Annotated in this window: 26 protein-coding genes and 1 tRNA gene; 20 read left to right on the forward strand and 7 right to left on the reverse strand. The window is 35.0% G+C overall.

The window, feature by feature from the left end; genetic code table 11:
* Positions 1-3: 3 nt before the first annotated feature.
* Positions 4-576 (reverse strand): hypothetical protein, encoded by a 573-nt coding sequence (locus C1631_RS07695; protein ID WP_103247134.1) that lies wholly within the window; start codon positions 574-576, stop codon positions 4-6.
* A gap of 53 nt (positions 577-629) precedes the next feature.
* Entirely contained in the window at positions 630-1,223 is a 594-nt protein-coding gene (locus C1631_RS07700; protein ID WP_109711557.1) for a hypothetical protein, read from the reverse strand.
* An 840-nt stretch (positions 1,224-2,063) separates the two neighbouring features.
* On the opposite strand from C1631_RS07700, the gene C1631_RS25100 reads away from it, so the two are divergent.
* The 6 genes from C1631_RS25100 to C1631_RS07725 all read left to right on the forward strand — a co-directional run bounded on the left by C1631_RS25100 (position 2,064) and on the right by C1631_RS07725 (position 5,876).
* Positions 2,064-2,219: a CCPGW family putative bacteriocin gene (locus C1631_RS25100; protein ID WP_438502069.1), complete on the forward strand. Its 156-nt coding sequence runs from the start codon at positions 2,064-2,066 to the stop codon at positions 2,217-2,219.
* Between the two features lie 138 nt (positions 2,220-2,357).
* Positions 2,358-3,005, forward strand: a complete 648-nt coding sequence (locus C1631_RS07705) for an O-methyltransferase (protein WP_103247132.1) — start codon at positions 2,358-2,360, stop codon at positions 3,003-3,005.
* A gap of 80 nt (positions 3,006-3,085) precedes the next feature.
* Entirely contained in the window at positions 3,086-3,802 is a 717-nt protein-coding gene (locus C1631_RS07710) for a C40 family peptidase (RefSeq protein ID WP_103247131.1), read from the forward strand.
* Positions 3,803-3,824: 22 nt separating this feature from the next.
* On the forward strand, positions 3,825-4,292 hold the full coding sequence (locus C1631_RS07715) for a DUF1648 domain-containing protein (protein ID WP_103247130.1): 468 nt from the start codon (positions 3,825-3,827) through the stop codon (positions 4,290-4,292).
* Positions 4,289-4,633, forward strand: a complete 345-nt coding sequence (locus tag C1631_RS07720) for a cupin domain-containing protein (protein ID WP_103247129.1) — start codon at positions 4,289-4,291, stop codon at positions 4,631-4,633. The genes C1631_RS07715 and C1631_RS07720 overlap by 4 nt, the downstream gene beginning before the upstream one ends.
* 4 nt (positions 4,634-4,637) lie before the next feature.
* Complete coding sequence (locus C1631_RS07725) at positions 4,638-5,876, forward strand: 3-deoxy-D-manno-octulosonic acid transferase (protein WP_109712323.1); 1,239 nt, start codon at positions 4,638-4,640, stop codon at positions 5,874-5,876.
* Here C1631_RS07725 and C1631_RS23970 read toward each other — a convergent pair.
* The 3 genes from C1631_RS23970 to C1631_RS07745 are packed head-to-tail and all read right to left on the reverse strand — an operon-like array spanning position 5,868 to position 8,251.
* Positions 5,868-6,494, reverse strand: coding sequence for a deoxyuridine 5'-triphosphate nucleotidohydrolase (locus C1631_RS23970; RefSeq protein ID WP_103247128.1), 627 nt, complete (start codon positions 6,492-6,494; stop codon positions 5,868-5,870). The genes C1631_RS07725 and C1631_RS23970 overlap by 9 nt on opposite strands.
* Positions 6,494-7,249, reverse strand: coding sequence for a glycosyltransferase family 2 protein (locus C1631_RS07740; protein WP_109711563.1), 756 nt, complete (start codon positions 7,247-7,249; stop codon positions 6,494-6,496). Before C1631_RS07740 ends, C1631_RS23970 begins: the two co-directional genes overlap by 1 nt.
* Before the next feature lie 24 nt (positions 7,250-7,273).
* Positions 7,274-8,251, reverse strand: coding sequence for an acyltransferase family protein (locus tag C1631_RS07745; RefSeq protein ID WP_109711565.1), 978 nt, complete (start codon positions 8,249-8,251; stop codon positions 7,274-7,276).
* Between the two features lie 199 nt (positions 8,252-8,450).
* Here C1631_RS07745 and C1631_RS07750 point away from each other — a divergent pair, with 199 nt between their 5' ends.
* The 11 genes from C1631_RS07750 to C1631_RS07800 all read left to right on the forward strand — a co-directional run bounded on the left by C1631_RS07750 (position 8,451) and on the right by C1631_RS07800 (position 19,031).
* Complete coding sequence (locus C1631_RS07750) at positions 8,451-8,933, forward strand: lipocalin-like domain-containing protein (protein WP_103247125.1); 483 nt, start codon at positions 8,451-8,453, stop codon at positions 8,931-8,933.
* 182 nt (positions 8,934-9,115) lie between these two features.
* A complete protein-coding gene (gene leuS / locus C1631_RS07755; RefSeq protein ID WP_109711567.1) occupies positions 9,116-11,929 on the forward strand; it encodes a leucine--tRNA ligase in 2,814 nt (937 codons plus the stop codon).
* A 240-nt stretch (positions 11,930-12,169) separates the two neighbouring features.
* Positions 12,170-13,033: a MotA/TolQ/ExbB proton channel family protein gene (locus C1631_RS07760; RefSeq protein ID WP_103247123.1), complete on the forward strand. Its 864-nt coding sequence runs from the start codon at positions 12,170-12,172 to the stop codon at positions 13,031-13,033.
* A gap of 61 nt (positions 13,034-13,094) precedes the next feature.
* Complete coding sequence (locus C1631_RS07765; RefSeq protein ID WP_047098809.1) at positions 13,095-13,703, forward strand: ExbD/TolR family protein; 609 nt, start codon at positions 13,095-13,097, stop codon at positions 13,701-13,703.
* An 11-nt stretch (positions 13,704-13,714) separates the two neighbouring features.
* The gene (locus C1631_RS07770; protein ID WP_103247122.1) at positions 13,715-14,281 is read left to right on the forward strand and encodes a biopolymer transporter ExbD; all 567 of its coding nucleotides are present in this window, start codon (positions 13,715-13,717) and stop codon (positions 14,279-14,281) included.
* A 27-nt stretch (positions 14,282-14,308) separates the two neighbouring features.
* Positions 14,309-15,148 (forward strand): energy transducer TonB, encoded by an 840-nt coding sequence (locus tag C1631_RS07775; RefSeq protein WP_109711569.1) that lies wholly within the window; start codon positions 14,309-14,311, stop codon positions 15,146-15,148.
* 75 nt (positions 15,149-15,223) lie between these two features.
* Positions 15,224-15,421 (forward strand): DUF308 domain-containing protein, encoded by a 198-nt coding sequence (locus tag C1631_RS07780; RefSeq protein ID WP_185144655.1) that lies wholly within the window; start codon positions 15,224-15,226, stop codon positions 15,419-15,421.
* On the forward strand, positions 15,411-16,283 hold the full coding sequence (locus tag C1631_RS07785; RefSeq protein WP_109711571.1) for a PstS family phosphate ABC transporter substrate-binding protein: 873 nt from the start codon (positions 15,411-15,413) through the stop codon (positions 16,281-16,283). Before C1631_RS07780 ends, C1631_RS07785 begins: the two co-directional genes overlap by 11 nt.
* 92 nt (positions 16,284-16,375) lie before the next feature.
* A complete protein-coding gene (locus C1631_RS07790) occupies positions 16,376-18,028 on the forward strand; it encodes a tetratricopeptide repeat protein (protein ID WP_109711573.1) in 1,653 nt (550 codons plus the stop codon).
* Positions 18,029-18,199: 171 nt separating this feature from the next.
* A complete protein-coding gene (gene bshB1 / locus C1631_RS07795; protein WP_103247118.1) occupies positions 18,200-18,919 on the forward strand; it encodes a bacillithiol biosynthesis deacetylase BshB1 in 720 nt (239 codons plus the stop codon).
* A 36-nt stretch (positions 18,920-18,955) separates the two neighbouring features.
* Positions 18,956-19,031: transfer RNA gene (locus C1631_RS07800), tRNA-His, on the forward strand.
* A gap of 526 nt (positions 19,032-19,557) precedes the next feature.
* Here C1631_RS07800 and C1631_RS07805 read toward each other — a convergent pair.
* Both C1631_RS07805 and C1631_RS07810 read right to left on the reverse strand, forming a co-directional pair.
* Complete coding sequence (locus tag C1631_RS07805; RefSeq protein ID WP_034701927.1) at positions 19,558-19,893, reverse strand: DUF3276 family protein; 336 nt, start codon at positions 19,891-19,893, stop codon at positions 19,558-19,560.
* Between the two features lie 99 nt (positions 19,894-19,992).
* Positions 19,993-21,654, reverse strand: coding sequence for an ABC transporter ATP-binding protein (locus C1631_RS07810; RefSeq protein ID WP_109711575.1), 1,662 nt, complete (start codon positions 21,652-21,654; stop codon positions 19,993-19,995).
* Between the two features lie 90 nt (positions 21,655-21,744).
* On the opposite strand from C1631_RS07810, the gene C1631_RS07815 reads away from it, so the two are divergent.
* From C1631_RS07815 to yajC, 3 genes are read left to right on the forward strand one after another with little or no spacing between them, the layout of a single operon-like run.
* On the forward strand, positions 21,745-22,650 hold the full coding sequence (locus C1631_RS07815; RefSeq protein WP_103249304.1) for a transcription antitermination protein NusB: 906 nt from the start codon (positions 21,745-21,747) through the stop codon (positions 22,648-22,650).
* Between the two features lies 1 nt (position 22,651).
* Complete coding sequence (locus C1631_RS07820; protein WP_185144656.1) at positions 22,652-23,158, forward strand: DUF1573 domain-containing protein; 507 nt, start codon at positions 22,652-22,654, stop codon at positions 23,156-23,158.
* A gap of 9 nt (positions 23,159-23,167) precedes the next feature.
* Positions 23,168-23,530 (forward strand): preprotein translocase subunit YajC, encoded by a 363-nt coding sequence (gene yajC / locus C1631_RS07825; protein ID WP_103249305.1) that lies wholly within the window; start codon positions 23,168-23,170, stop codon positions 23,528-23,530.
* Positions 23,531-23,754: the final 224 nt, after the last annotated feature.

The raw sequence follows: 23,754 nt of genomic DNA on the forward strand, positions 1-23,754 counted from the left end.
GGTTTAGTGTTTGAATTCATCAATGAGGATAAAATTTTCATTCACTTTTCCCTGCTTATAATCGACGATGCTAGGGTAGTCATACAAATATAGTTTTGTGGTGACGCCTGAGGCCTCAGGGTTTTCACTCATTACATGAGTTGCGATCTGTTGTACAATGATATCAAGATATTGCTCATAGGCAGGGTCATATTTGTTTTTATCAGAAAGCTTATCCAGAAGCATATTGAAGACTGTGGTGTATCTTACCCTGCTTTCTTTGCTTTTAAAGGAAGGCATTATTTTTTCTTCAAGAATATGCCCGTGCATGTCTTTTAGTTCAAACTTGATGACAAAATCGCTGGCTACATTGGGTGCATAAAAACCATAGCCTGTGTCGAAACCTGTGTAAGAGGTAAACATGCTTACAGGTTTGGCCTGAGTGATCTCTTCGGAAACTGTATAAATTAAAGGCTTGTTATATGTTTTGTTTTCATAGTAAAAACCATAATAGCCGTCAAATGTCCCTTTCAAACCTATGATGAAAACCAGAGAGAGTAGAATGAAAATTCCGGATAATTGAACTTTTCTTTTCATGGCAATCAGTGTTAAAAAGGCTGTCTTAAAGGATATAAAACAGCCCTTTGTTGTTATTTGTAATTAACCAGGACATTGTTGAGTTTTACATTGATTTTTGGATCAATAGCAATATTGGTTTTTACAGACTTCATGATGACATAGGTGAGGTTTTTTCTTCCCATAGTAGGAGGGCAGATGGTATACTCATCAGCACCTCTTACAGTCAGCTTATTTAAAGAAGCTATATCTCTTTGAGTTAATAATGCTGCATTCGTCGCAAACTGATTGTTCTGAATAGCGTAATAATCGTTTCCAAGTTCTTTGGCACCGTATTTTTTCAGGATACCATCAACTTTGGATCGTAAGTCCCCATATTTCTTCCAGTCAATATTTGCTTTCATCAGACAGCCGCGGATAATGTACTGGCGATTCATCTTGTATACAATGAAGTTTGTTCCTAAGCCATTCTGATGAATTTTTTGGAGATTTAAAAGAGTCTTAATATCATCATCAGAGATTTTTTTTACATCTTTGATCATGTAATTGTTGTCAACAATGTAATTGCCTTTCTCTTTGTAAAAAGACATTTCCTGAGGGGTGAGCTGGGAAAAAATAATTACTAATCCCACGATTGCACCAATTAAAAATAAGGTTTTTGTTTTCATGTGGTTGTTTTTAGAATTAACTCCCTACTCTATTTAAGGCTTTTCGGGTTCCTCCTGTATGATATTTTTTTCATAGCACTGGAAATCTCTATCAAAGGTAGATCTATATGATCAGGAGTGGTTCAGTATTTTTACTGCTTTTAAATGAAGTCACTCTTGTTTTTTGATTAGGAGAGTAGAGAATAAAAATAACTTGAAGTAGTATTGGAACGGGTAGTCATAGATATTTCCTGAAGGCAGTCACAATGACCCGGTTTAGTGTCGGAATAGATGTCCGATTCGTATTAAGATGTCCTGAGGAAGATTTGTTATCCGTTCGTAAGGATATTTTGGTAATTGATTATCAGTTTTTAATGTCTGTCTGGTTTGAATAATAAGAAAAAAAATAAACCCCAAGGAGATTCGGGGTTTATTTTTTAATCAAATTAATTCTTCCTTTTTCAAGAGAGAAATAATTCTTTGCAAAAATGAATTGGATATTTCTGTCTTGTTTTTAGGGGCAGGAGAACTTGTGTTACCTTTCGGTAACACCCTTTTTTGATTCTCATGGTTAGTTTGGTTCTCTCCTGCAATCATTTTAGTTTCTTAGTGTTTTTACCCCTGTTTCTCCTGCAAAATTATATGTAATACCACAAAAATACCATCCGTATTTTCACGGTATTTTATATAGGGCTTTTCACGGTATAATCTGTTTTTAATTGGTTTGGTGTTGATTGTTTTGATTATAATTGATTGATTAATAAAAGAATGTGTATATTTAAGTCTCCGTAAAAGGAAATAAAACAGAGAGGAGTCCGAAAATCTTAAAGAGTAGGAAATTAATACTAAACCAAAATAATTATGAAAAATCTAAAAAAACTTTCAAGAGGAGCAATGAAAAATGTACAAGGTGCAATTAGAGGATGTAATCCACAGATCTTTTGTACGAGTCCACAGACAAAGTGTTGCCCGGGATGGGTCTGTGCTGGTATAAGACAATATTGTATAGCTGTATAATGATTTTTGCATAAAAGTCAGATACATCTAAGAAAAAGAGAGGAATTCATTTCTCTCTTTTTTGTATTTTATACCGAACAGAAGTGGTTTGTTTAAAAAGAAGTTTAAAATCCGTAAATTTGTTTAAATTAAAATTGTATGAGTTTTTTTGAAGAAAAAAATCCTGAAATGGATAGATATTTGGAGGCACATGCGTCTTCGGAATCTGAGATTCTGAAAAAGCTAAGGAGGGAGACTTACCAAAAAACAACACAGCCTCATATGATTTCGGGGTATCAGCAAGGGAGATTGCTGACCATCATCTCGCAGATGATGCAACCTAAGAATGTTCTTGAAATAGGAACGTTTACAGGATATGCAACCTTATGTCTTGCTTCGGGTTTGTCGAAAGACGGGAAGATTACTACCCTGGATGTTAATGAAGATCTTGCTTATCTTCCGAAAAAATATTTTGAAGCCAGTGAATATGCCGGTCAGATTGACTTTAAACTTCAGGATGCTAAAGAATTTTTAAAAGAAACAGATGAATTTTTTGATCTGATTTTTGTAGATGCAGATAAAGAGAATTATGCAGAATACTTTAGGCTGATTAAACCGAGAACGAAGTCGGGGTCTGTAATCCTGTTTGATAACGTTTTGTGGTACGGAAAAATCCTGGAAGAAAATCCCAAATTAAAATCTACACAGTCTATTCAGGAATTAAATGATTTAGCAGCAAAAGACGAAGATTTTGAAAATCTTATTTTACCTTTGCGTGATGGAGTAAACTTCCTTCGCAGGAAGTAGTTAAATATTCAAAGATTAAAGGTAAAGAACTCTTGTAGGCTTTTCTAATCTTTAAATTATGATCATTAAATATAGAGTTAATGAATAAAGGAATTTGTATAGTTACAGTAGCGCCGGTTCGTGCAGAAAATTCTGACAGAGCAGAAATCGTTACGGAAATATTGTTTGGAGAAAGTGCTGATATTTTGGAAGTAGATAAAACCTGGACCAAAATAAAAATGCATTATGATGGCTATGAAGGATGGATGGATACCAAACAGCTAAAACCTGTGACGGATGAGGAGCTTACCAGGAGAAAAGTAACCGTAGTTACAGAGGATTTTTCTTCTGTGCTGATGAATGACGGTAAAACCTTACTTTCAATAGGCTCTGAAGTAGAATTTCCTGTCGTGGCATCAAAAAGAAGTCATGACATCCGCGAAAGTATTGCCCTTACAGCAAAAGAATTCCTGAATGTACCTTATTTATGGGGAGGTAAAAGTTTTTTTGCGGTAGACTGTTCTGGTTTTACACAATTGGTATATAAAGTTCACGATATTAAAATTCCCAGGGATGCCTCACAACAAGCTGAGGTAGGGGAGGCTCTTACTTTTGTAGAAGAAACCAAACCCGGAGACTTAGCTTTCTTTGAAAATGCTGACGGGAAAATTATCCATGTAGGAATTATGCTGGAGAACCAGAAAATTATCCATGCTTCCGGAAAAGTACGAATTGATACACTGGATTCAACGGGGATTTTTAATAAAGAAATGAATAAGCATACTCACAAACTGAGAGTACTAAAAAGTGTTATTTAATTACAATTAAATCTCATCTAAAATGGAAAATATTCTCTTTACAGTTATTGATATTTTTAATTTTGGATTAGTCGCTTTTTTGTGGGGATTTACTATAAAGTATTACCACATTTTACCGGAAAGAATTCCTGTTCACTTTGATGTGGAGGGAAACCCTGACCGATCCGGAGGAAAAATATATGCTTTTTTGATGCCTGTAATTGCCATATTACTGTTTGTTGTATTCACATATATTACCAGGCATCCTGAAAGGGCTAATTTTCCGGTAGAGATTACAGAACAGAATAGGATTTCACAGTATTTGATTATGAAGATCTTTCTGAGGGTTTTGTTTATGATGATTATGATATTATTTATCAATAACCAGGATTATATGTTCAGATACTCTTTTGATAATAAAGCAAAACCCAGAATTCCTATGATAGTACTTATTTTATCAATTATAGGATTTGTACCTGCAATACTTATTATTACTCGTTTGTTTACATGATACATTCTAAAGACAATTCGGAACATTATATTTGGGGAAATCAGTGTGACAGCTGGATTTTGAAAAATACTCCCAAACTTTCCGTGAAGCAGGAAAAGATGCCTGCAGGAACTTCAGAAAAATTACATTATCACAAAATAGCAGAACAGTTTTTTTACATTCTGAAAGGAGAAGCTGTTCTGTATATCAATGAAGAAAAGCTGCCGGTTAAAGAAGGGGAATCAATTTCCATTGCACCCGGATCAAAGCATTTTATCTCCAATGAATCTGCTGAAGAAATAGAGTTTTTGGTCATATCCAATCCTCCTGCGGATCATGACAGAATTGAAATTAAAGAATAATAAAATGGGTTTTCTCTACAATATATTGATCAGTCTCCTTACGTTCGGAATGAACGTTTTCTCGTTGATTAATGATAAAACTAAAAAAGGCGTTGAAGGGAGAGGGCAATCCCTAGATAAAGTGAAGTCTGCACTTTTAAAAACCGATAAAGTGATTTGGATGCATGCAGCCAGTCTTGGGGAATATGAACAAGGATTGCCTGTTTTGGAACAACTTAAAAAGAATTTCCCCGGCCATAAGATTCTTGTTACCTTCTTTTCTCCGTCGGGTTATGAAAATGTCATTAAAAAGAAACATATTGCGGATGTGATTTGTTATCTGCCTTTTGATAAAAAGAGTATTATCAATGAATTTGTAGCGCAATTTGATGCTGAACTATTTTTTACGGTGAAGTATGATTATTGGTATAATCTTTTGAGCACACTTAAAAACCGTGGTACAAAAATTTATGTTATTTCCGCACTGTTTTATGAAAGACAGTCGTTTTTTACGTCCTATGGAAAATGGTTTGTAAAACAACTTCAGAAAAATGTAGACTGGTTCTTTCACCAAACCCAGTTCTCTCTTGCGTTGGCAAAAAGCGTAGGATTGTTGCAGTCTTCAGTAACGGGAGATACAAGGTTTGATAGAGTGAAACAGCTCAGGGAAAGAGATAACCATGTTGATTATATTATGGATTTTAAAAAAGGTCATAAGGTTGTTGTTTTTGGAAGTTCGTGGCAGGCTGAAGAGAAATTAGCCGAAGTTGTTTCCCGTAAAAATAGGATGGTAAAAATAATCATTGCTCCTCACGATCTCAAAAGAGTAGAGCACTTAAAAAATCTTTTCCCGGATGCCTTATTATACAGCCAGATGAAGAGTTCTCAATTAGTAAATTCTGATGCTCAAATTCTGATTATTGATAGTATTGGTTTACTTTCAAAATTGTATTCCTATGCTGATGTAGCAGTTGTTGGTGGAGGTTTTCATGTGGCAGGATTGCATAATATCCTGGAGGCAGCCACTTTTGGTGTACCTGTTGTTTTTGGTGACCATTACAAAAAAAATCCTGAAGCTGACGGACTTATCGCTGCAGATGGAGGACGAGCTTTCAAAGATGAGTATGAAGCTTCTGAATTTGTGCTGTTTGTTACCAATGAGGATAATCAGGAAGAACTGGAAACAATGTCTGAAAATGCTAAGAATTTCATTGATAGTAAACCCAATTCTACAGCAATGATTCTGGATAAGATTTTATCTTAAAAATCCCTGGCTTTTTATTTCCTTCATGATTTGATCAATATTGTCTGGGATTTTTTCACATTCAAACCAATTGAAGTCAAGGCTGTTGTTGATGCAAAGTTTTTGAAGATAATGATTTTCTTTGATTTTATTCAAGCTGTCCCGAAGGTATTCATCAATTTCCATCCAGTAATCTTCATCCAGTTTTTTGATTAATGTCAGTGATTTGAATATTTTATTGATGATATAAATATAGAGTTTGTACACATTGTCAAATCTCTGTCTGCTAAGATCATCGTTATACTCTAAAATCTTATTAATCAGTAAAAGATTCAGCGAAACTTCTCCAAACTTATCAGTTGTTATTTTTACATGTTCAGTAATATCAGCACTTATTTTCCGGATAATTCCAAGAAAGTATTTGGCATTTCCAATGTATTTTGATGCTAACACAACCTGTTCTTCTACCTGCTCTTCCTTCGTGTTTCTCTTCTCATCGGTCGTCTCAGGATCAATCAGTTCGAAATACAATTTTTTTGACAACAATTTATCTTTTCTCAGAAGCCTGAAAATAAGTCTATCTTTATCAGTACCGGAAAAGGCGCTCAATGCTGCTTTAAACTCTTTCGAATATTCCATCAGTTGAAAATTTTTGAGTATTTAAGGAAACCGTTTAAAGCCCAATTAGCAGTATAATACAATGATTTTAAAGTAGAAAATCCCATGAAGTCTTTATATACCAGGTATTGATCTTTAATGATATTTTTTTTATTTCTTGAAACGCTGTTTTCCCGCATCCTGTATTTTGCCATTGTTTTATTAATAGGCATCCCTTCAGGGATTACCTTTAAAAGATTTAGCCACATGACATGATCTTCACGCTTACTTTTAACCGGAAATAAAAATTTCCCTACCCTTTTGGTGTCATACATGGTAGAAACCGGTGCGAGTCTGCAGGTTTTTAATAAATTGGAAAAAGTAACAATGGTATCTGCCATAAAATCTTTGAGTATTGGCTGCAATTGTTCGTCGCATCTGGAATAATTGCAATACACAAGTTCCGCATTATGCTGCTGCATATAATCTGTCATTGTTTCAAGATACTCAGGATACCAGTAATCATCAGAATCAAGGAAAGCGATATATCTGCCCTGTGCTCTTTCAAGACTGTTATTCCTTGCATTTCCTGCACCTCCGTTTTTTTCTAGTACCTGTAGTTTTATTCTTGGATCATTGTATTTTCTGATGATCTCTACTGTATTATCTTGAGAAAGATCATCAGTAATTAACCATTCCCAATTCTGGTAAGTTTGAGTAAGAACAGATTGTATCGTTTCTTCAATAAATTCTGCAGAATTGTAACAGGGGGTGATAATAGAAACAAGGTCTTTCATTTGTGCTATAAAATATGGGTAAAATTATAAAAATCTTTTTTCATAGAAATGCCATGAGCTTACCCCAACAGCAATGACCACGAACATGCATACCAGAGCCATTACAAAAGGGTTGTAATCTTCAAACAATCCTAAAGTCTGGAAAGTTCTGATGATTGGGAAGTGGAAAATATAAATTCCATATGTGAAATCCCCATATTTTCCGAAATTATTTAAAAATTTGAATGAATAGGCAATATACATGACGATAACACCGATCATCATTGGGGAAAAAAGCTGAAATTTTAAGTATAAATCAATCCAAACGGTAGCGAGGGCAATGATAAAAATTATATTTTTATGTTGGATAAATTTATCAAAATTAAAGTAGATCAGCATTCCTGGGATAAAATAGGATAATGTTCCGGGCAGCTGTTTGGCAAGTGAAATTTTATTTAATGATTCAAAATAGTTTAGATAAATAAGTGACAAAAAGTATAAAATTATCAAACTTATATTTCTGTATTTATTCTTCTTTCCAAAAAGCAAAAACAACAGAGGTACAGCAAAATAGTAGCACATTTCTATCTTCAGTGTCCAAAGGGCACCATTTACGGCCTGATTTCCAAAAACTCCGGGAAGCCAGGGGGCTTTGAAATTTAAAAATAATGAATTCCAGAAAAGGTATTTGTAAACTTGTGTATTGCTAAAATATTCAGTGAAAGAATATGTACTTACCAAACTTAGTAAAATTGCACATAAAAAAATAACCAATAAGTAAGCGGGAACAATTCTTTTGATTCTCTTTTTTAAATAACTTTTTAGACTGGAAGATCTTTCATAACTCCTTGCTATAAGAAATCCACTGACTGCAAAGAAGCCGAAAACGGCAATTTCTATGGGACTGTGTTCAAAAATTTTAAGATCAGGAGAATTACTGAGAGTGCCAAGATGCCCTAGAAAGACAATAAAGGCAAGGAGAACGCGTATAAAATCAAAATTGTTTTTCGTAATATCCTGCATTTGCTATTTTTCTTACAAAAGTAACTTTTTTAATAAAATTAGGAAGACTTTACCAGATTCAATATTTGTTAAATAAAGGTCTTATTGAGCTTTCTTGCTTTAAAATACATATAAATAAAGGATGATGAAATAATTTTTGATAAAAAAACGTTATTTAAATCAAAAAAATTATAATTTTAGCGCTTGAAAAAATTAATCTATGAAGAAATTACTACTACTATTTGCAGGTGTGTCATTATTTGTGGCTACCGGATGTAATAATGATAACGATACTGTGAGAGAAGCTCCACTTGTAGGTCTCTGGCAACCGTTAAAAGAAGTGGTTACTACAGTTGAAACAGGGGAACAACCGGTTTCAGATCAGATTACTTATACCGATTGTCAGAAACAGTCCAGATGGTGGTTCAGTACTGAAACAAACGGAAAAAAAATAGATGTAACAGAACCTACGACAGCTGGTGGAACATGTAATATTTTACCGGATAAGAACTTTACCTATACTTATGAGAAAAGTGGAAAAACGATTATCATGAAATTTCAGGGTATTGTAGAACCGGTTACAGGAAAGGTAGTAACCTTAAATGATACAACCCTCAACCTCTCAGTAAGAGAAGAAACTCAGGATCCGACTGTATTTAAAACAAGAACATATACTTTTAAGAGAGTAAACCCTCAACAATAGTACGTATATTTCAAGATATAAGAACAGATCTCATCCCCGGATGAGATTTTTTATTGCGCAAAGATTTGGAATTCATCATAATTTAAATTTCTATTTCTTTTAAAATCATTATTTTTGTGAATCTTGTTTACGAGAAAAAATAATCCAAATATTTAAAGTCTAACATATAATACATATATAAAGTGTTTTACGATCATCAGCAGATAGAAAAAAAGTGGCAGAAATACTGGGAGGAAAAGCAGACCTACAAAACCTCCAATAATACCGATAAACCTAAATTTTATGTACTCGATATGTTCCCATACCCATCCGGAGCCGGACTTCATGTAGGTCACCCGCTTGGATATATTGCATCAGATATTTACGCGAGATATAAAAGACACCAGGGGTTTAATGTTCTCCACCCTGTTGGGTATGACAGTTTCGGACTTCCTGCTGAGCAGTATGCCATCCAGACAGGACAGCATCCGGCAATCACAACAGAGCAGAATATCAACAGATACGAAGAACAATTAAGAAAAATAGGATTTTCATTTGACTGGAGCAGAGAAGTGAGAACTTCTGATGCATCGTATTATAAATGGACACAATGGATTTTTATTCAGTTGTATCATTCATGGTATAATAAAAATACAGATAAGGCTGAGGCTATTGATACCTTAATCCAGTATTTTGAAGAAAAAGGAACTGAAGGATTAAATGCTAACCAAAACGATGAATTAAATTTCACCGCTGAAGATTGGAAAAATGCTTCCGATCTTGATAAAGAAGATATCTTATTGAATTACCGCCTTGCCTACAGAGCAGAGACTACGGTAAACTGGTGTCCTGCATTAGGAACTGTATTGGCCAATGATGAGGTGAAAGACGGGAAATCGGAAAGAGGCGGATTTCCTGTATTTCAGAAAAAAATGATGCAGTGGAGTATGAGAATCTCTGCATACTCAGAAAGATTATTACAAGGACTTACTGCATTAGACTGGCCTCAGCCTTTGAAAGATTCTCAGGAATACTGGATTGGTAAATCTCAGGGGGCACAGGTTCAGTTTCAGGTAGAAGGACATGACGAAATTGTTGAGGTATTTACTACAAGACCTGATACCATCTTTGGTGCTACATTTATGGTATTAGCTCCCGAAAATCCTTTGGTAGATACCATTACTACAGATGCCCAGAAAGAAGAAGTAGATACTTATATTGAAGAAACTTCCAAGAAAACCGAGAGAGACAGGATGTCTGACGTGAAAAACGTGAGTGGAGCTTTCACGGGAAGTTATGCAATCAATCCGTTCAGTGGAGAAAAAATGCCAATCTATATTTCAGACTATGTGTTGATGGGATATGGAACAGGAGCGGTAATGGCTGTTCCCGCACATGATGAGCGTGATCACCGATTTGCCAAGAAATTTAATCTTGAAATTAAAAAAGTTGTAGAAACTGAAGAAGATGTTCAGGAAAAATCTTTTGACTCTAAAGATTCTGTTTGCGTAAATTCTGATTTCTTAAACGGGTTACATTATAATGATGCAAAATCAAAAATAATTTCTGAGATTGAAAACAAAGGAATCGGTCACGGAACAACCAACTACAGACAACGTGATGCTATTTTCTCAAGACAAAGATATTGGGGAGAACCTGTTCCTATATATTATAAGGATAGCATGCCTTATACATTACCGACTTCTGCATTGCCGCTAGAACTTCCTGAGGTTGAAAAATATTTACCAACAGAGGATGGAGATCCGCCATTAGGAAATGCAAAAACATTTGCCTGGGATGAATCAAATCAAAAAGTAGTAGATACAGATTTAATTGATGACAAGACTGTATTCCCATTAGAATTATCCACTATGCCAGGATGGGCAGGAAGCTCATGGTATTTCCTTAGATATATGGATCCTCAGAATGATGGAGAATTCTCCGCAAAGAATCTTTCAGATTATTGGGGGCAAGTAGATTTATATATTGGAGGTAGTGAACATGCTACCGGTCACTTATTGTATTCCCGTTTTTGGAATATGTTCTTAAAAGACAGAGGTTGGATCAATCATGATGAGCCTTTCCAGAAATTGATCAACCAGGGGATGATTCTTGGGATGAGTGCATTTGTATATAGAATTGATGGTACCAATCAATATGTATCTAAAAATTTAGCCGGAGAATATCAGACTCAGCAGATCCATGTTGATGTATCCTTATTAAAAGGAACCTCTGATGAATTGGATACCGAAGCTTTCAAGGCATGGAGACCAGATTATGCGAATGCAGAATTTATTCTGGAAGATGGAAAATACATTACCGACCGTGAAGTAGAAAAAATGTCCAAGTCTAAATATAATGTAGTAAACCCTGATGACATCTGTGAAGAATACGGAGCTGATGGTTTAAGATTATATGAAATGTTCCTTGGACCATTGGAGCAATCCAAACCTTGGAATACTCAAGGGCTAAGTGGAGTATATGGCTTCCTTAAAAAATTCTGGAACCTTTATTTTAACGCAGACCATTTTGAAGTTTCTGACGAAGAGCCGACGAAAGCAGAATATAAAGTTTTACATACCTTAATTAAAAAGGTCGTTTACGACATTGAAAATTTCTCATTCAATACTTCGGTATCATCTTTTATGATTGCGGTCAATGAGCTTCAGAAATTAAAATGTAACAAACGCAATATTTTAGAACCTCTTGCCGTTATCATCTCTCCGTATGCACCCCATATTTGTGAAGAACTTTGGAGTCTGTTAGGGCATGAAACATCCATTGAATTTGAAAAATTCCCTGTATTAAACGAGGATTATCTAATTGAGGATGAAATTGAATATCCGGTAAGCGTAAATGGTAAAATGAAGTTCAAAATTTCGCTTTCGGCTCAGTTTTCTGCTAAGGAGGTGGAAGATTTGGTGATTTCAAACGAGAAAATGCAACAGATTTTGGAGGGAAAAACCCCTAAAAAAATCATTGTAGTTCCTCACCGTATTGTGAATATCGTAATTTAAAAAAAAATTAACATTGGGAAATTAAAAAAAATGGGGGTCTAATTTTTTTGATTTTTTAACCCAAATGTTAAATTTGAAAAATATATATAAAATAATTGCGAATAATTATAATATTAAAATCGTATTAAATTTTCTTTATTAAAAAAAAGCAAAATGTTTAATTAAGACTCTTGCATTTTAATTAATTTTGCCTTTAATTTACACCCTGTAAAATTTTAAAACAATATAATTTAGTTAAATATGGAAATGAATGTTTCAAAAAATGATGAGCAAGTAGTTGCTAGAAAGGCAGGAGGTTTAAATCCAGCTGTTATTATTCCTATTCTATTTGCTATAGGAGTGTGTATTTATTTATTCGTTCTTGGTAGCCCAGGAAACTTCAAAGATGCAGATAAACTAGGAAGCGGATCTGTAGCGTTTTCAAGTATTGAAGGAAAAGACATTCACCCAGAATCGTTTTTAGGTATTATCTACAAAGGAGGAGTTATCGTACCAATCTTGATTACTTTCATGATTACTGTAATCGTTTTCTCTTTTGAAAGATATTTCGTTCTTGGTAAAGCTGCCGGAAAAGGAAACTTAGACAACTTTGTTGTACAAGTAAGAAGCTTACTAAACCAAAACAAAATTGATGAAGCTATCGAAGAGTGTGACAGACAACAAGGTTCTGTAGGTAACGTAGTAAAAGAAGGTCTTACTACTTACAAAGCACTTTCTCATGATAACACATTAAATAAAGAGCAGAAAATGGTAGCTCTTAACAAAGCTATCGAAGAAGCTACAACTCTTGAGATGCCAATGCTTGAGAAAAACATGATGATCCTTTCTACTCTAGGTACAGTTGCAACCCTAATCGCACTACTTGGAACAGTAATCGGGATGATCAAGGCGTTCTTCGCATTAGGTTCAGGAGGTGGTACTCCAGATGCTGCTGCTCTATCTACTGGTATCTCTGAAGCCTTGATCAACACGGCATTAGGTATTGGTACTTCAGCAATCGCTATTATCCTTTATAACTTCTTTACATCTAAAATTGATGGATTAACTTACAAGATCGATGAGATCTCTATGAGTATCCAACAATCTTTCGCTGAATTCAACTAAGAATTAGCAAGGAATTTGCATTAGCAATTAAAAGAAGTTTAATTAAAAATATTTTATAATAATGGCGAGAGTCAAACCTAAAAGACATGGAGTCGTAACGGACATGACCGCAATGTGTGACGTTGCGTTCCTACTTCTTACGTTCTTTATCTTGACCACTCAGTTTAAAAAACCTGACGTGGAGCAGATCAAACCGCCATCTTCAATTTCGGAAAAATTGCTTCCTGATGCTAGTTTAATGACTATCAATGCTACTCCGGACGGAAAATTCTATTTCCAGCCAGTAGAAAATGCATCAGAAAGAGTTGCTCTTTTAGATAAAATGGGACAAAAGTATGGTATTACTTTTGACAACAACCAAAAGGCGGCTTTCCAGAAAGTACAGGCAATTGGAGTTCCAATGAACCAATTAAAAGGTTATTTGGATATGCCTGCAGATGAGCAGAAAAATTATAAGAGTCCTACAGGTATTCCTATGGACAGTACAAATAAGCAATTAATTGATTGGGTAAAAGAAAGTTTGAGCGTTAACCCTGACTACAAGTTAGCTATTAAAGGTGACGTTACCACTCAGTATCCTAAAGTTAAAGGTCTATTTGAGGGTTTAAGAGATATTGATTTTCTTAAATTTTGGTTGATTACATCACAAGAAGGTAAACCTAACGAATAATATCGATAGAAATGGCAGAAGTACAAGTACAAGAAAAAGGCGGCAAAGGCGGCAAGGTCCGTTCCAAGAAGCAAAATACCAGAGTCGATATGACTCCTATGGTGGACTTGGGTTTTCTATTGATTACCTTCTTTATGTTCACAACTACATTCAGTAAACCGAATGTGATGGATTTAGGACTTCCGGCTAAACCTAAAAAAGATCAGCCGAAACCTCCTCCAACCGAGATTAAACTTTCTAATTCAATTTCTATCTTATTAGGAAAAGGGAATAGAGTATTCTGGCATCAGCAAGATGCAACTTCTTTGAATGACCAGACCCTTATGGAAACTACTCTTGACAGAGAAGGAATTAGAAAAGTAATTCAGCAGGCAAAATCTAGAGCTGCAGATCAAACGAAATTTACCGTGATCATTAAGCCAACTGACGATGCTGTATATAAGAACTTTGTTGATATTCTTGATGAAATGGCAATTACCAAAAGTGAGCAATACGGGGTTACCGATTTGAAGGCTTGGGAGAAGGCTATTTATGAAAAGAAAATAGGCGGTGCCACTGCGCCGGCTGCTACAAAGTAATTTAACCATAAAATTGTTATATCTACTATGGCAGATGAAAATGTATACGGTCCGAATCTTACCTTAGATGAGATTGTATTTGAAAATAGAAACAAGGAATATGGTGCCTATGATCTTAGACATCAGTATCCGAGACTTTTAACAAAGTCATTTATTATCGGAACAGCTTTATTCCTTTTGGCTGCTTTATCTCCGTTCATCTATCTTACGATAAAGAATCTTACAGCTCCGCCTAAGCAAGAAGTAAAGGCAGATCTTGTAGATATCATCGAAGAAGATCCGATCATTGAGCAACCTAAAGAAGAAGAACCACCACCACCTCCTCCTCCAAAAGAAGAAGAGAAAATTGAGGTGATTCAGAACGTTGTTCCTGAGCCTGTAAAAGCTCCGAAAATTGAAACTCCACCACCACCGATTACTAAGCAGTTGGAAACTACAACTGGTTTGAATAATCAGGAAGGAGTAAAAGCTCCAGCTTATACACCGCCACCACCACCACCATCTACAGGTACAAAAACTGCTACAGTAGAGGTGAAAGCGAATAACCCTAATGAAATCTACAAAGATGTAGACCAGTCTGCAGAATATCCTGGAGGTATGGGTGCATTAAGAAAATTCTTGGGAGATAACTTTGATACTTCCCTAATGGAAGGAGGTGAAGGTACACTTAAAGCAAAGCTTAAGTTCGTTGTAGAAAAAGACGGAACTGTTTCCGGAGTTACCATTGAAGAAAAATCTCCAAATGGCGACTTCAACAGCGAAGCAATACGTGTAGTTAAGAAACTTAAAAAGTGGACTCCTGCTAAGAGAAATGGAGAAAGCGTTAGATCTTACTATAGCGTACCATTTACGATGAACTTTGAATAAGATTATTTATTCAAATTATAAATAAAAAGAGAAGCATATGCTTCTCTTTTTTATTTTTTTTGGTATTTTTGTTACATGATGTTCAATTGGTTATCCCTGGTTACGGGATTGTTTTATATCGTTTTGGGAATTGTAGTCATTGTCTATAAATTCTTTTTCACCATTTTAGAACCTGCTATTGCTTATGCATTAGGGGGAGTACTGATTATTTATGGAGTGTTTAGGATTTACAGAGCAATTTCAAGAATCAAAAAATCGAGAGATGAAGAATAGTTTTAAACTGGCAATTATTTTTGCTGTAACTATGTTCGTTGTAGGGTGCAAAAAAGAAGAGAAATCTCCATCCTATAATAAAGGTGATCTTACAATTTATACAGACGAATCCTTTCAAAGTGTAACTGAAGCATTAGCCGATGGCTATATGATCAATTATCCGGAAACCCATATTAAAGTGGCTACCCAAAAGGAAGATTTAGGCTTGTTGGATCTGCTGAAAGGGAAGGCAAAGGTGGTGGTGATGTCCAGAAATCTTAGTCCCGAAGAAATAAAAACATACGAAGAAAGAACTGATTTAAAGTTTCTTCCTGCGAAATTTGCTGCAGATGCAGTTGTGTTTGTCGTTCCTAAAGATTCTCCAAAAGAAAGTATTTCTATAGAAGAGATCAGCAACGGACTGCTATCTGATAAAAAAGATTTTATTTTTGACGGAACCAATTCCAGTAACCTTAATTTTGTTGCTGAAAAGCTTAAAAAACAACCTAAGGATCTTAAATTTTCAATCATTCCCGGAAATCAGAAAATAATTGAAGAATTAGGAAAGTATCCTGATAAAATTGGAGTAATCGGACTCAATACGTTTAGTCGTCCTTATGATAAAACTTCAGAGAAACTAAGAGAAATGGTTAAAGTACTGCCGGTTGTAGATAAAGGAAAACAGTATACTGCCGATTTTGAAGGACTTCGTTCGATGGAATACCCATTTACAAGAGTTCTTTATTTCCTTATTAATGAAGGCAATTTTAATATTGCAAATGGATTTATAAGATTCTCTTGCACACACTTAGGACAGAAAATAGTTCAAAAAGAAGGTTTACAGCCCTATAACATCTACAAAAGAGAGGTGCAAATGCGTTAAAAAATATTAAAGTCACAATTTACCCTTAAAAAAATGATCATTTTGGTCTGAAAATTGTGTAGAATATAACTCGATTATTTAGAAAATATAAAATGAAAGATATAATGATTATGAATGTAAAAAAGATTGCTTTTGGAGCAGCCGTGGTATTTTTTACCGGTTTTGCCACTGCACAGACACTGCAGGATGGTATCAATAGTATAGACAGTGATAAATTTGCTCAGGCAAAGACCAACTTCACTGATATGATCGCTAAAGAACCTACCGCTGAGAACTACTTCTACCTGGGAAATACTTTCTTAAGACAAGGAGAACCTGATTATGCCAAAGCAACTGAAAACTTCAACAAAGGACTTGCTGCTGACGGTAAGAGCTTTGTTAATAAAATTGGTTTAGCTGCCGTAAAATTAGGAAAAGGAGACAAGTCTGCTATTGCGGAAATCCAAAAAATAGTAACTGATTCCAGAGAAAAAGATGCTGAAGTATTATTCAGAGCAGCCGAAGCTTTAACTTTATTTGAAAAGAACAGTTCACCTGATCTTGCAATTCAGTTCTTAACTAAAGCGATTGAAAAAGCTGAGAAAAAAGGAGTTCCAGCTCATTATTATTATACATTAGGAGATGCTTACAGAATAAAAAGAATGCCGGGAGAGGCAATGTCTGCTTATGATAAAGCATTACCTTTAGCTAAAAATAAGGCGTCTGTTTATACACGAATGGGAACTTTATGGATGGCTGCACAATTGTGGAAAAATGCTAAAGAAAGTCTTGATAAGGCAGTTGCAGTAGATGCAACATATGCACCTGTATATAAAGCAATGGCAGGATACGATATCAGATACCAGCAGAACGCAAAGGCTACACAAGATCTTATCAACTATACAAAATATGCTGATGAAGACCCTTATACTCAATTAGAAATTTCAAAATTATACTTCACAAACGAAGATTATGCAAATTCTAAAGCAGTATTAGATAAAATATTTGATAAAATCGAAGATCCTATTAAGTTCAAATTGAGAGCATATCAGGATTTTGCAGATAAAAACTATACCGGTGCAAAGCAAAACATGGATACTTTTATTTCTCAGGCAGAGAAAACAAGAGTACTGCCTGCTGACCAGGGATTACAGGGACTTATCGCTGCAGGATTAGCAAAAGACGAAAAAGATGCTGCTAAGAAATCTGCTTTAATGACTGAATCTCAGCAGAAAATTGCAATTGCAAAAGCTGCAAAAGACGAAACAATGAAGTGGGATCTGGAACTAGCTAACATCGCTGGTGGTGGAGGCGCTTCTCAGGCTGATGTAGATAAAGGACCTACTAATCCTGCTATCGAAGCTTTGAAAAAGCAGGTTGCTGCCAATAATCAGGATTCTGATGCCCTGTTTAAATTAGCAACAGCTTACCAGGATGTTAAAAACTGGAGTGGTGCTATTCTTACTTGGCAAAAAATGTCAGCATTGCTTCCTGATTGGGCTCCGGCTTATTACAGCCAGGGATATTCCTATCAACAGGCAGGAAATAATGATGCTGCAAAAATTGCTTACGAAAAATTCATCAGTACAGTAAAACCAGCTGATCAGGAAGCTAACAAACAGACTCTTGCATACGCATATTTTGCAGTAGCTTATATGAGTAAAGATTCTGATGTTGCAAAAGCAAAAGATTACGTAGCTAAATCTTTACAATTAGATCCTACTTATCAGGATGCTGTGAAATTAAATGCAGAGATCAATAAGTAATTTAAAATGTAAATTATAAATATTAAAACTTCCCATTCGCAATGTTTGGGAAGTTTTTATTTTAAATCCTATCTTTGGTTCTGTAAAATTGCATGACCGAAATCTTCAGATTGAAACAAACATCGATGAAGGCACCGATTGCATGCTACCATAAAAAATAAATATCTACATATGAAAATTGATATACTTGCTTTTGGAGCACATCCTGATGATGTAGAACTTGGATGTGGCGGAACTATTGCTAAAATGGTTTCGGAAGGTAAAAAATGTGTGGTTGTAGATCTTACAAGAGGCGAACTCGGAACAAGAGGTACAGATGAAACAAGAAAAGCGGAAGCTGCAGATGCAGCTCAAATTTTAGGACTCTCCGCAAGAGAGAACCTTGGAATGAAAGATGGCTTTCTTGTTAATTCTGAAGAATACCAATTGAGGATCGTAAAAATGATCCGCAAATACCGCCCGGAAATCGTCTTAGCCAATGCGATTGATGATAGACATCCGGATCATGCGAAAGGAGCGAAATTAGTATCAGATGCGTGCTTTTTATCCGGATTGCGAAAAATAGAAACCGTACTTGATGGTGAAAGTCAGGAAGTCTGGAGACCAAAGCATATTTTTCATTATATTCAGTGGAAAGATATAAAACCTGAGTTTGTAATTGACATCTCGGAATTTCTGGATAAAAAAATTGAGTCATGTATGGCTTATAAAACCCAATTTTATGACCCTAATTCCAAGGAACCTGAAACTCCGATTACCACAAAAGACTTTTATGAGAGCTTAACCTATCGTGCACAAGATTTAGGTCGGCTATCGGGAGTAGCTTATGCTGAGGGATTTACGTCTGAGAAGCTAATTTCTTTGAAAAATTTTGACGGAATTGTTTGGTAGTTGAGGAAAATGTCCTATATTTGCACTCAGAAAAACGGTGATTGTAGCTCAGTTGGTTAGAGCGTCGGATTGTGGTTCCGAAGGTCGGGGGTTCGAGACCCCTCATTCACCCAAAGAAAGTACACTTTTTAAAAGTGTACTTTTTTATTTTATATCGGTTCAAAAGTAAATTGAACTGCAATTATTACTTATGAATTCTTTCGATTTATATTTAATTTTATCGTGAATGTTTCCGTTGATTCAATAAACGGGAATAATAGTATAAAAAGTACTTGAATTGACATCATACCTTTTTGCTATAAAAGGCGAAGAAATACAACTATTCTTAAAAACGAATTTCTTGCCATAACAACCAGATTTCCATTTTCTTTCATGTATGCTTGTAGTTAAAATTCATCGCTATTATATATTCGCCCCGTATTTTAAAAACTTAATTGATGCTGTTCAGGATTTAACCTGTTATTGATCAGAAAAAGTACACTTTCAAAAAGTGTACTTTTTCTTTTTAATCGTTAATTTTGCCATAAGCCATAAGCCATAAGCCATAAGCCATAAGCCATAAGCCATAAGCCATAAGCCATATTCAGGCATAAAAAAAGCATCTTTTTCAGATGCTTGTGTTTTTAGATATTCTTTTTTTAAACTTCGTCGTCAGAATCAATTGTGAAAGATTTGCTTTTGAAGTCTTTGTCATGTTTTTCTGAAATTACATCCTCACCCTTTTCATTAATGATGAAATCTGTGGACTCATTAAACATCTCCTGGAAACTTTTAAAATCCTCCTTATAAAGGTAAATTTTATGCTTCTCGAATGTGGCTTCCCCATTCTCCCCGAAATTCTTTTTACTTTCGGTAATCGTAAGATAATAATCTCCTGCTTTCGTCTCGCGCACATCAAAGAAATAAGTTCTTCTCCCTGCTTTTAACACCTTCGTGAAAATCTCATTTTCATGGCGTTCCTTGTATTCACTCATTGTTAGATATTTTTTAATCTTGTTAAGAACAAATATAAAAGAATTCTTTTAATCACAAAATTTTTTTTATGATTTATTTAACAATTGGGAACGAAATGGCTAAGCAGTTACAGAATTGGCAATTTCTGTGAGGTTGATGATTTGATCGGCTTTTTGAGCGCTAGACTCTCTGTGCGTGATAATTATGGACGTAGCATTACTGATTTTCCGGTCTATATTTTCGAGAATATTCTGTTCGGTCTCCGTGTCTAAAGCAGACAACGAATCATCAAAAATTATGATATTTGGGTCTTTAATCAGGGCTCTTGCGATGCAAATTCTTTGCTTCTGACCTCCCGAAAGCATTACACCGCGTTCACCAACCAGTGTTTTATATTGCTCTTTAAACTCAACAATATTTTTGTGAACATCTGCAATTCGAGCATACTCTACCACCTTTTCATGAGAAGGATGATCAATGGCAAATCCGATATTATTTTCGATAGAATCAGAGAATAAATAGCTCTCCTGCGGAATGTACCCTATAAAGTTTCTATAGTTGTGCAGATTATGCTCTTTCAGATTTTTACCATCAATTAAGATTTCTCCTTCAGTAGGATCTATTAATCTGCATAAAAGGAGGGCTATAGTAGATTTACCGCTTCCGGTTTTCCCCATAATAGCCAATGATTCTCCGGCTTTGATTTTAAAACTTAAATTCTCAAGTGCCTGAATTCCGGTATTTGGGTATACATAAGAAACATTTTTGAATTCAATTTCTCCGAGAATAGGGTAATTTTCAAAGTTAGTATTGACAATTTCCGACTTTTTGTCCATGAATTCATTGATTCTTTGCATAGATGCTTCAGCTCGTTGATTCACTGAAGTGACCCAGCCTACCATTGAAAATGGAAAGATGAGAGTATTGATATACATAAAAAAATCTGCAATTTTACCAATACTTAATTCTCCAGCAATATATTTCGCTCCACCGATCCAGATGATTGCCACATTTAATAATCCGATTACAAATAAAATAATTGTAAAGAAATACGCTTCTGTTTTTGCCAGATCCAAAGCTTTGTTCTGATAATCGGTTACTTTAACTCCGTAATTTTTTTCAATATACTTTTCTCTTGCGAAAAACTTAACTACCCGTATTCCTGAAAAACTATCCTGTACAAAAGTAGAAATGGCAGATTGGCTTTTCTGCATGACTTTCGACTTCTTATTAATAATTGAACTTACCTTATAAATAGCATAAGATAGAATAGGAAGAGGAAGTAAGGTCCATAATGTCATGGACGCATCTGTTTTTACCATATAAATGGCGGTGATCAGAACAAGAACAATGAGGTTGGCTACATACATAATTCCTGGCCCCAGATACATTCTTACTGCAACAACATCTTCGCTTAACCTGTTCATCAGGTCTCCAATTGTTGTTTGCTTATAATCCGTTAAAGATAAATCCTGATAATGTCTGTAGATTTTATTTTTAAGATCGTATTCAATTCCTCTGGAAGCCACAATAATGGTTTGTCTCATCATAAAAGTAAAGAATCCCGTTAAAAGTGAGCAGCCCACAATAATTCCTACATAAATCAAAACCTGCTTATTAAACCCCAGGTTTCCACCTTTTGTAAGTTCATCCACAGATTTTCCTACAAATTGTACTTTATATATATTAAAAAAATTACTGGCAATAATAAATAATGCCCCCCAGAACAAGAGCATCCTATGCTTCCAAAAATAAGGGTTTAAGGTTTTTAGCGCTTTCATATAGTTTTACAAAATTACGAAAATGTCATCATATTACGAATTTCATCAATTTTAAATTTTGTATCTTTGCACCCATAAAAAGCTCTTTGAATGTTAGGAAGACGACAAATCCGTGAAAAAGTAGTACAAACAGTGTATTCTTACTATCAGAATCCTGTAAAGTTTGATGTTTTAGAGAAAAACATGTTCTCTGGTATAGAGAAAATCTATTATCTATACATCTACCAGCTTAATTTTCTGGTAGGCCTGAAAGATCTGGCGGAACATCAGATTGAAATCGGGAAAAATAAATACCTTAAGACCGATGCTGATATTAATCCTAACCAAAAATTCATCAATAATCAGGTATTGCTTAAGCTGGAAGAAAATCCGGAGCGATTGTTCTTTACAGGTCAACATAAGCAGTTGAAATGGGATATGCATGATGATTTATTGGTAAAAACTTTCCAGAGAATCACTGCAGGAAAAAGGTATCAGGATTTCATGAAAGAAGAAGGGTATTCTTTTGAAGAAGATCAGAAATTTATTGGGAAATTATTTTTAAGATATATTGCCGAGAATGAAGATTTTCATGACTATCTGGGAGATAAAGAACTTTCATGGTATGATGATATCCATATTGCCAATTCGATGGTTCAAAAAACGATCGGTTTCCTGAGAGAAGACGAAGAAAGCAGAACTTTAATCAAAATGATTAAAGATGAAGAAGATAAAACGTTTGCATTAAAGTTGTTAAGAGATACCCTGAACAACTGGGAAAACAATGAGAAAAAATTAGAAGTAAGACTAGAAAACTGGGATCTGGAAAGAGTTTCTCTCATGGATAAAGTTATTTTGTCTACTGCTATTGCAGAACTTGATAATTTTGCGTTTACCCCTTCAAGAGTTATTATTAATGAATATATTGAAATTGCAAAAGTATTTGCTACAGACCGTTCCAATATCTTTGTTAATGGTATTTTAGATAAATATTGTAAAGATCAAAATAGAATATAAAATGAAAAAGACGTTATCAATTATCGCCTTATCTATCATAGGCTTGGGTTTAGTTTCATGTAAAAAAGAAAATAAAGAAACTCAAAGCACAGAAACTGTTACTACTGATTCTACAGCAGTCGCTACTCCGGTAGTAACTGATTCAGCTGCAACTCCTGCAGGTGAAACTGCAGCAGCTCCTGTTTCTAAAGAGCCTTCTACTTCTATTGCTTTATCTGAAAGCAACTTCGATTTTGGGAAAATCAAAAAAGGAGACAAAGTAGAGCATGTATATGAAATTACTAACACAGGAAAGAACCCATTGGTAATTTCTGAAGTAAAACCAGGTTGTGGATGTACTGCTCCTGACTTTACAAAAGAGCCAATTATGCCTGGTAAAAAAGGAAAAATTACATTACACTTTGACTCCAGCAACTTTGACGGAAACGTTCAGAAATATGCAGATGTTTTTGCTAATGTAGACAAAGCTCCTATCAAATTAACGTTCACAGCGAACATTCAACCATAATTTTAGAATATGTTGACATTATTTTTACAGGCACAACCAGGAGGATCTTCACCAATGATGTTGATCATGATGGGGGTAATGTTCGTAGGATTTTATTTCCTGATGATCAGACCTCAGATGAAAAAACAAAAGCAGGAAAAAAACTTTCAGGAAACCCTTAAAGTGGGAACCAGAGTAGTACTTACATCCGGTCTTCACGGAAGAATTGCTCAGATTCAGGATGATGGTTTGGTGATTGAAACATTATCAGGAAAACTGAAATTTGAGAAAGCAGCTGTTTCCAGAGAAATGACAGAAGCTCGTTTCGGAGATAAAGCAAAAACTGCTGATAAAGCAGATAAAAAAGAAATAGAAACTGAAGAAAAGAAATAATTCAGTTCGAAAATATTAAGTTGCGGCGGGTGAACGAAGTTCACCCGCCGCAACTTTTTTGTATCTTCTTTTTTTAAAAGCATTAAAAAATGTGAAAAACCCCCAAATGCAATCCGTTTAAAAATTTTTATTGTTTGAGTAGGGGGGGAATCCTGAAACGGATCATATTCATTCTAGCCATATGAATTTTGGAAATCTTAGGAGTACATTTGAATTTTTACTCT

Origin of the sequence: Chryseobacterium phosphatilyticum (genome assembly GCF_002899825.2) — a bacterium.
Taxonomy (GTDB): domain Bacteria; phylum Bacteroidota; class Bacteroidia; order Flavobacteriales; family Weeksellaceae; genus Chryseobacterium; species Chryseobacterium phosphatilyticum.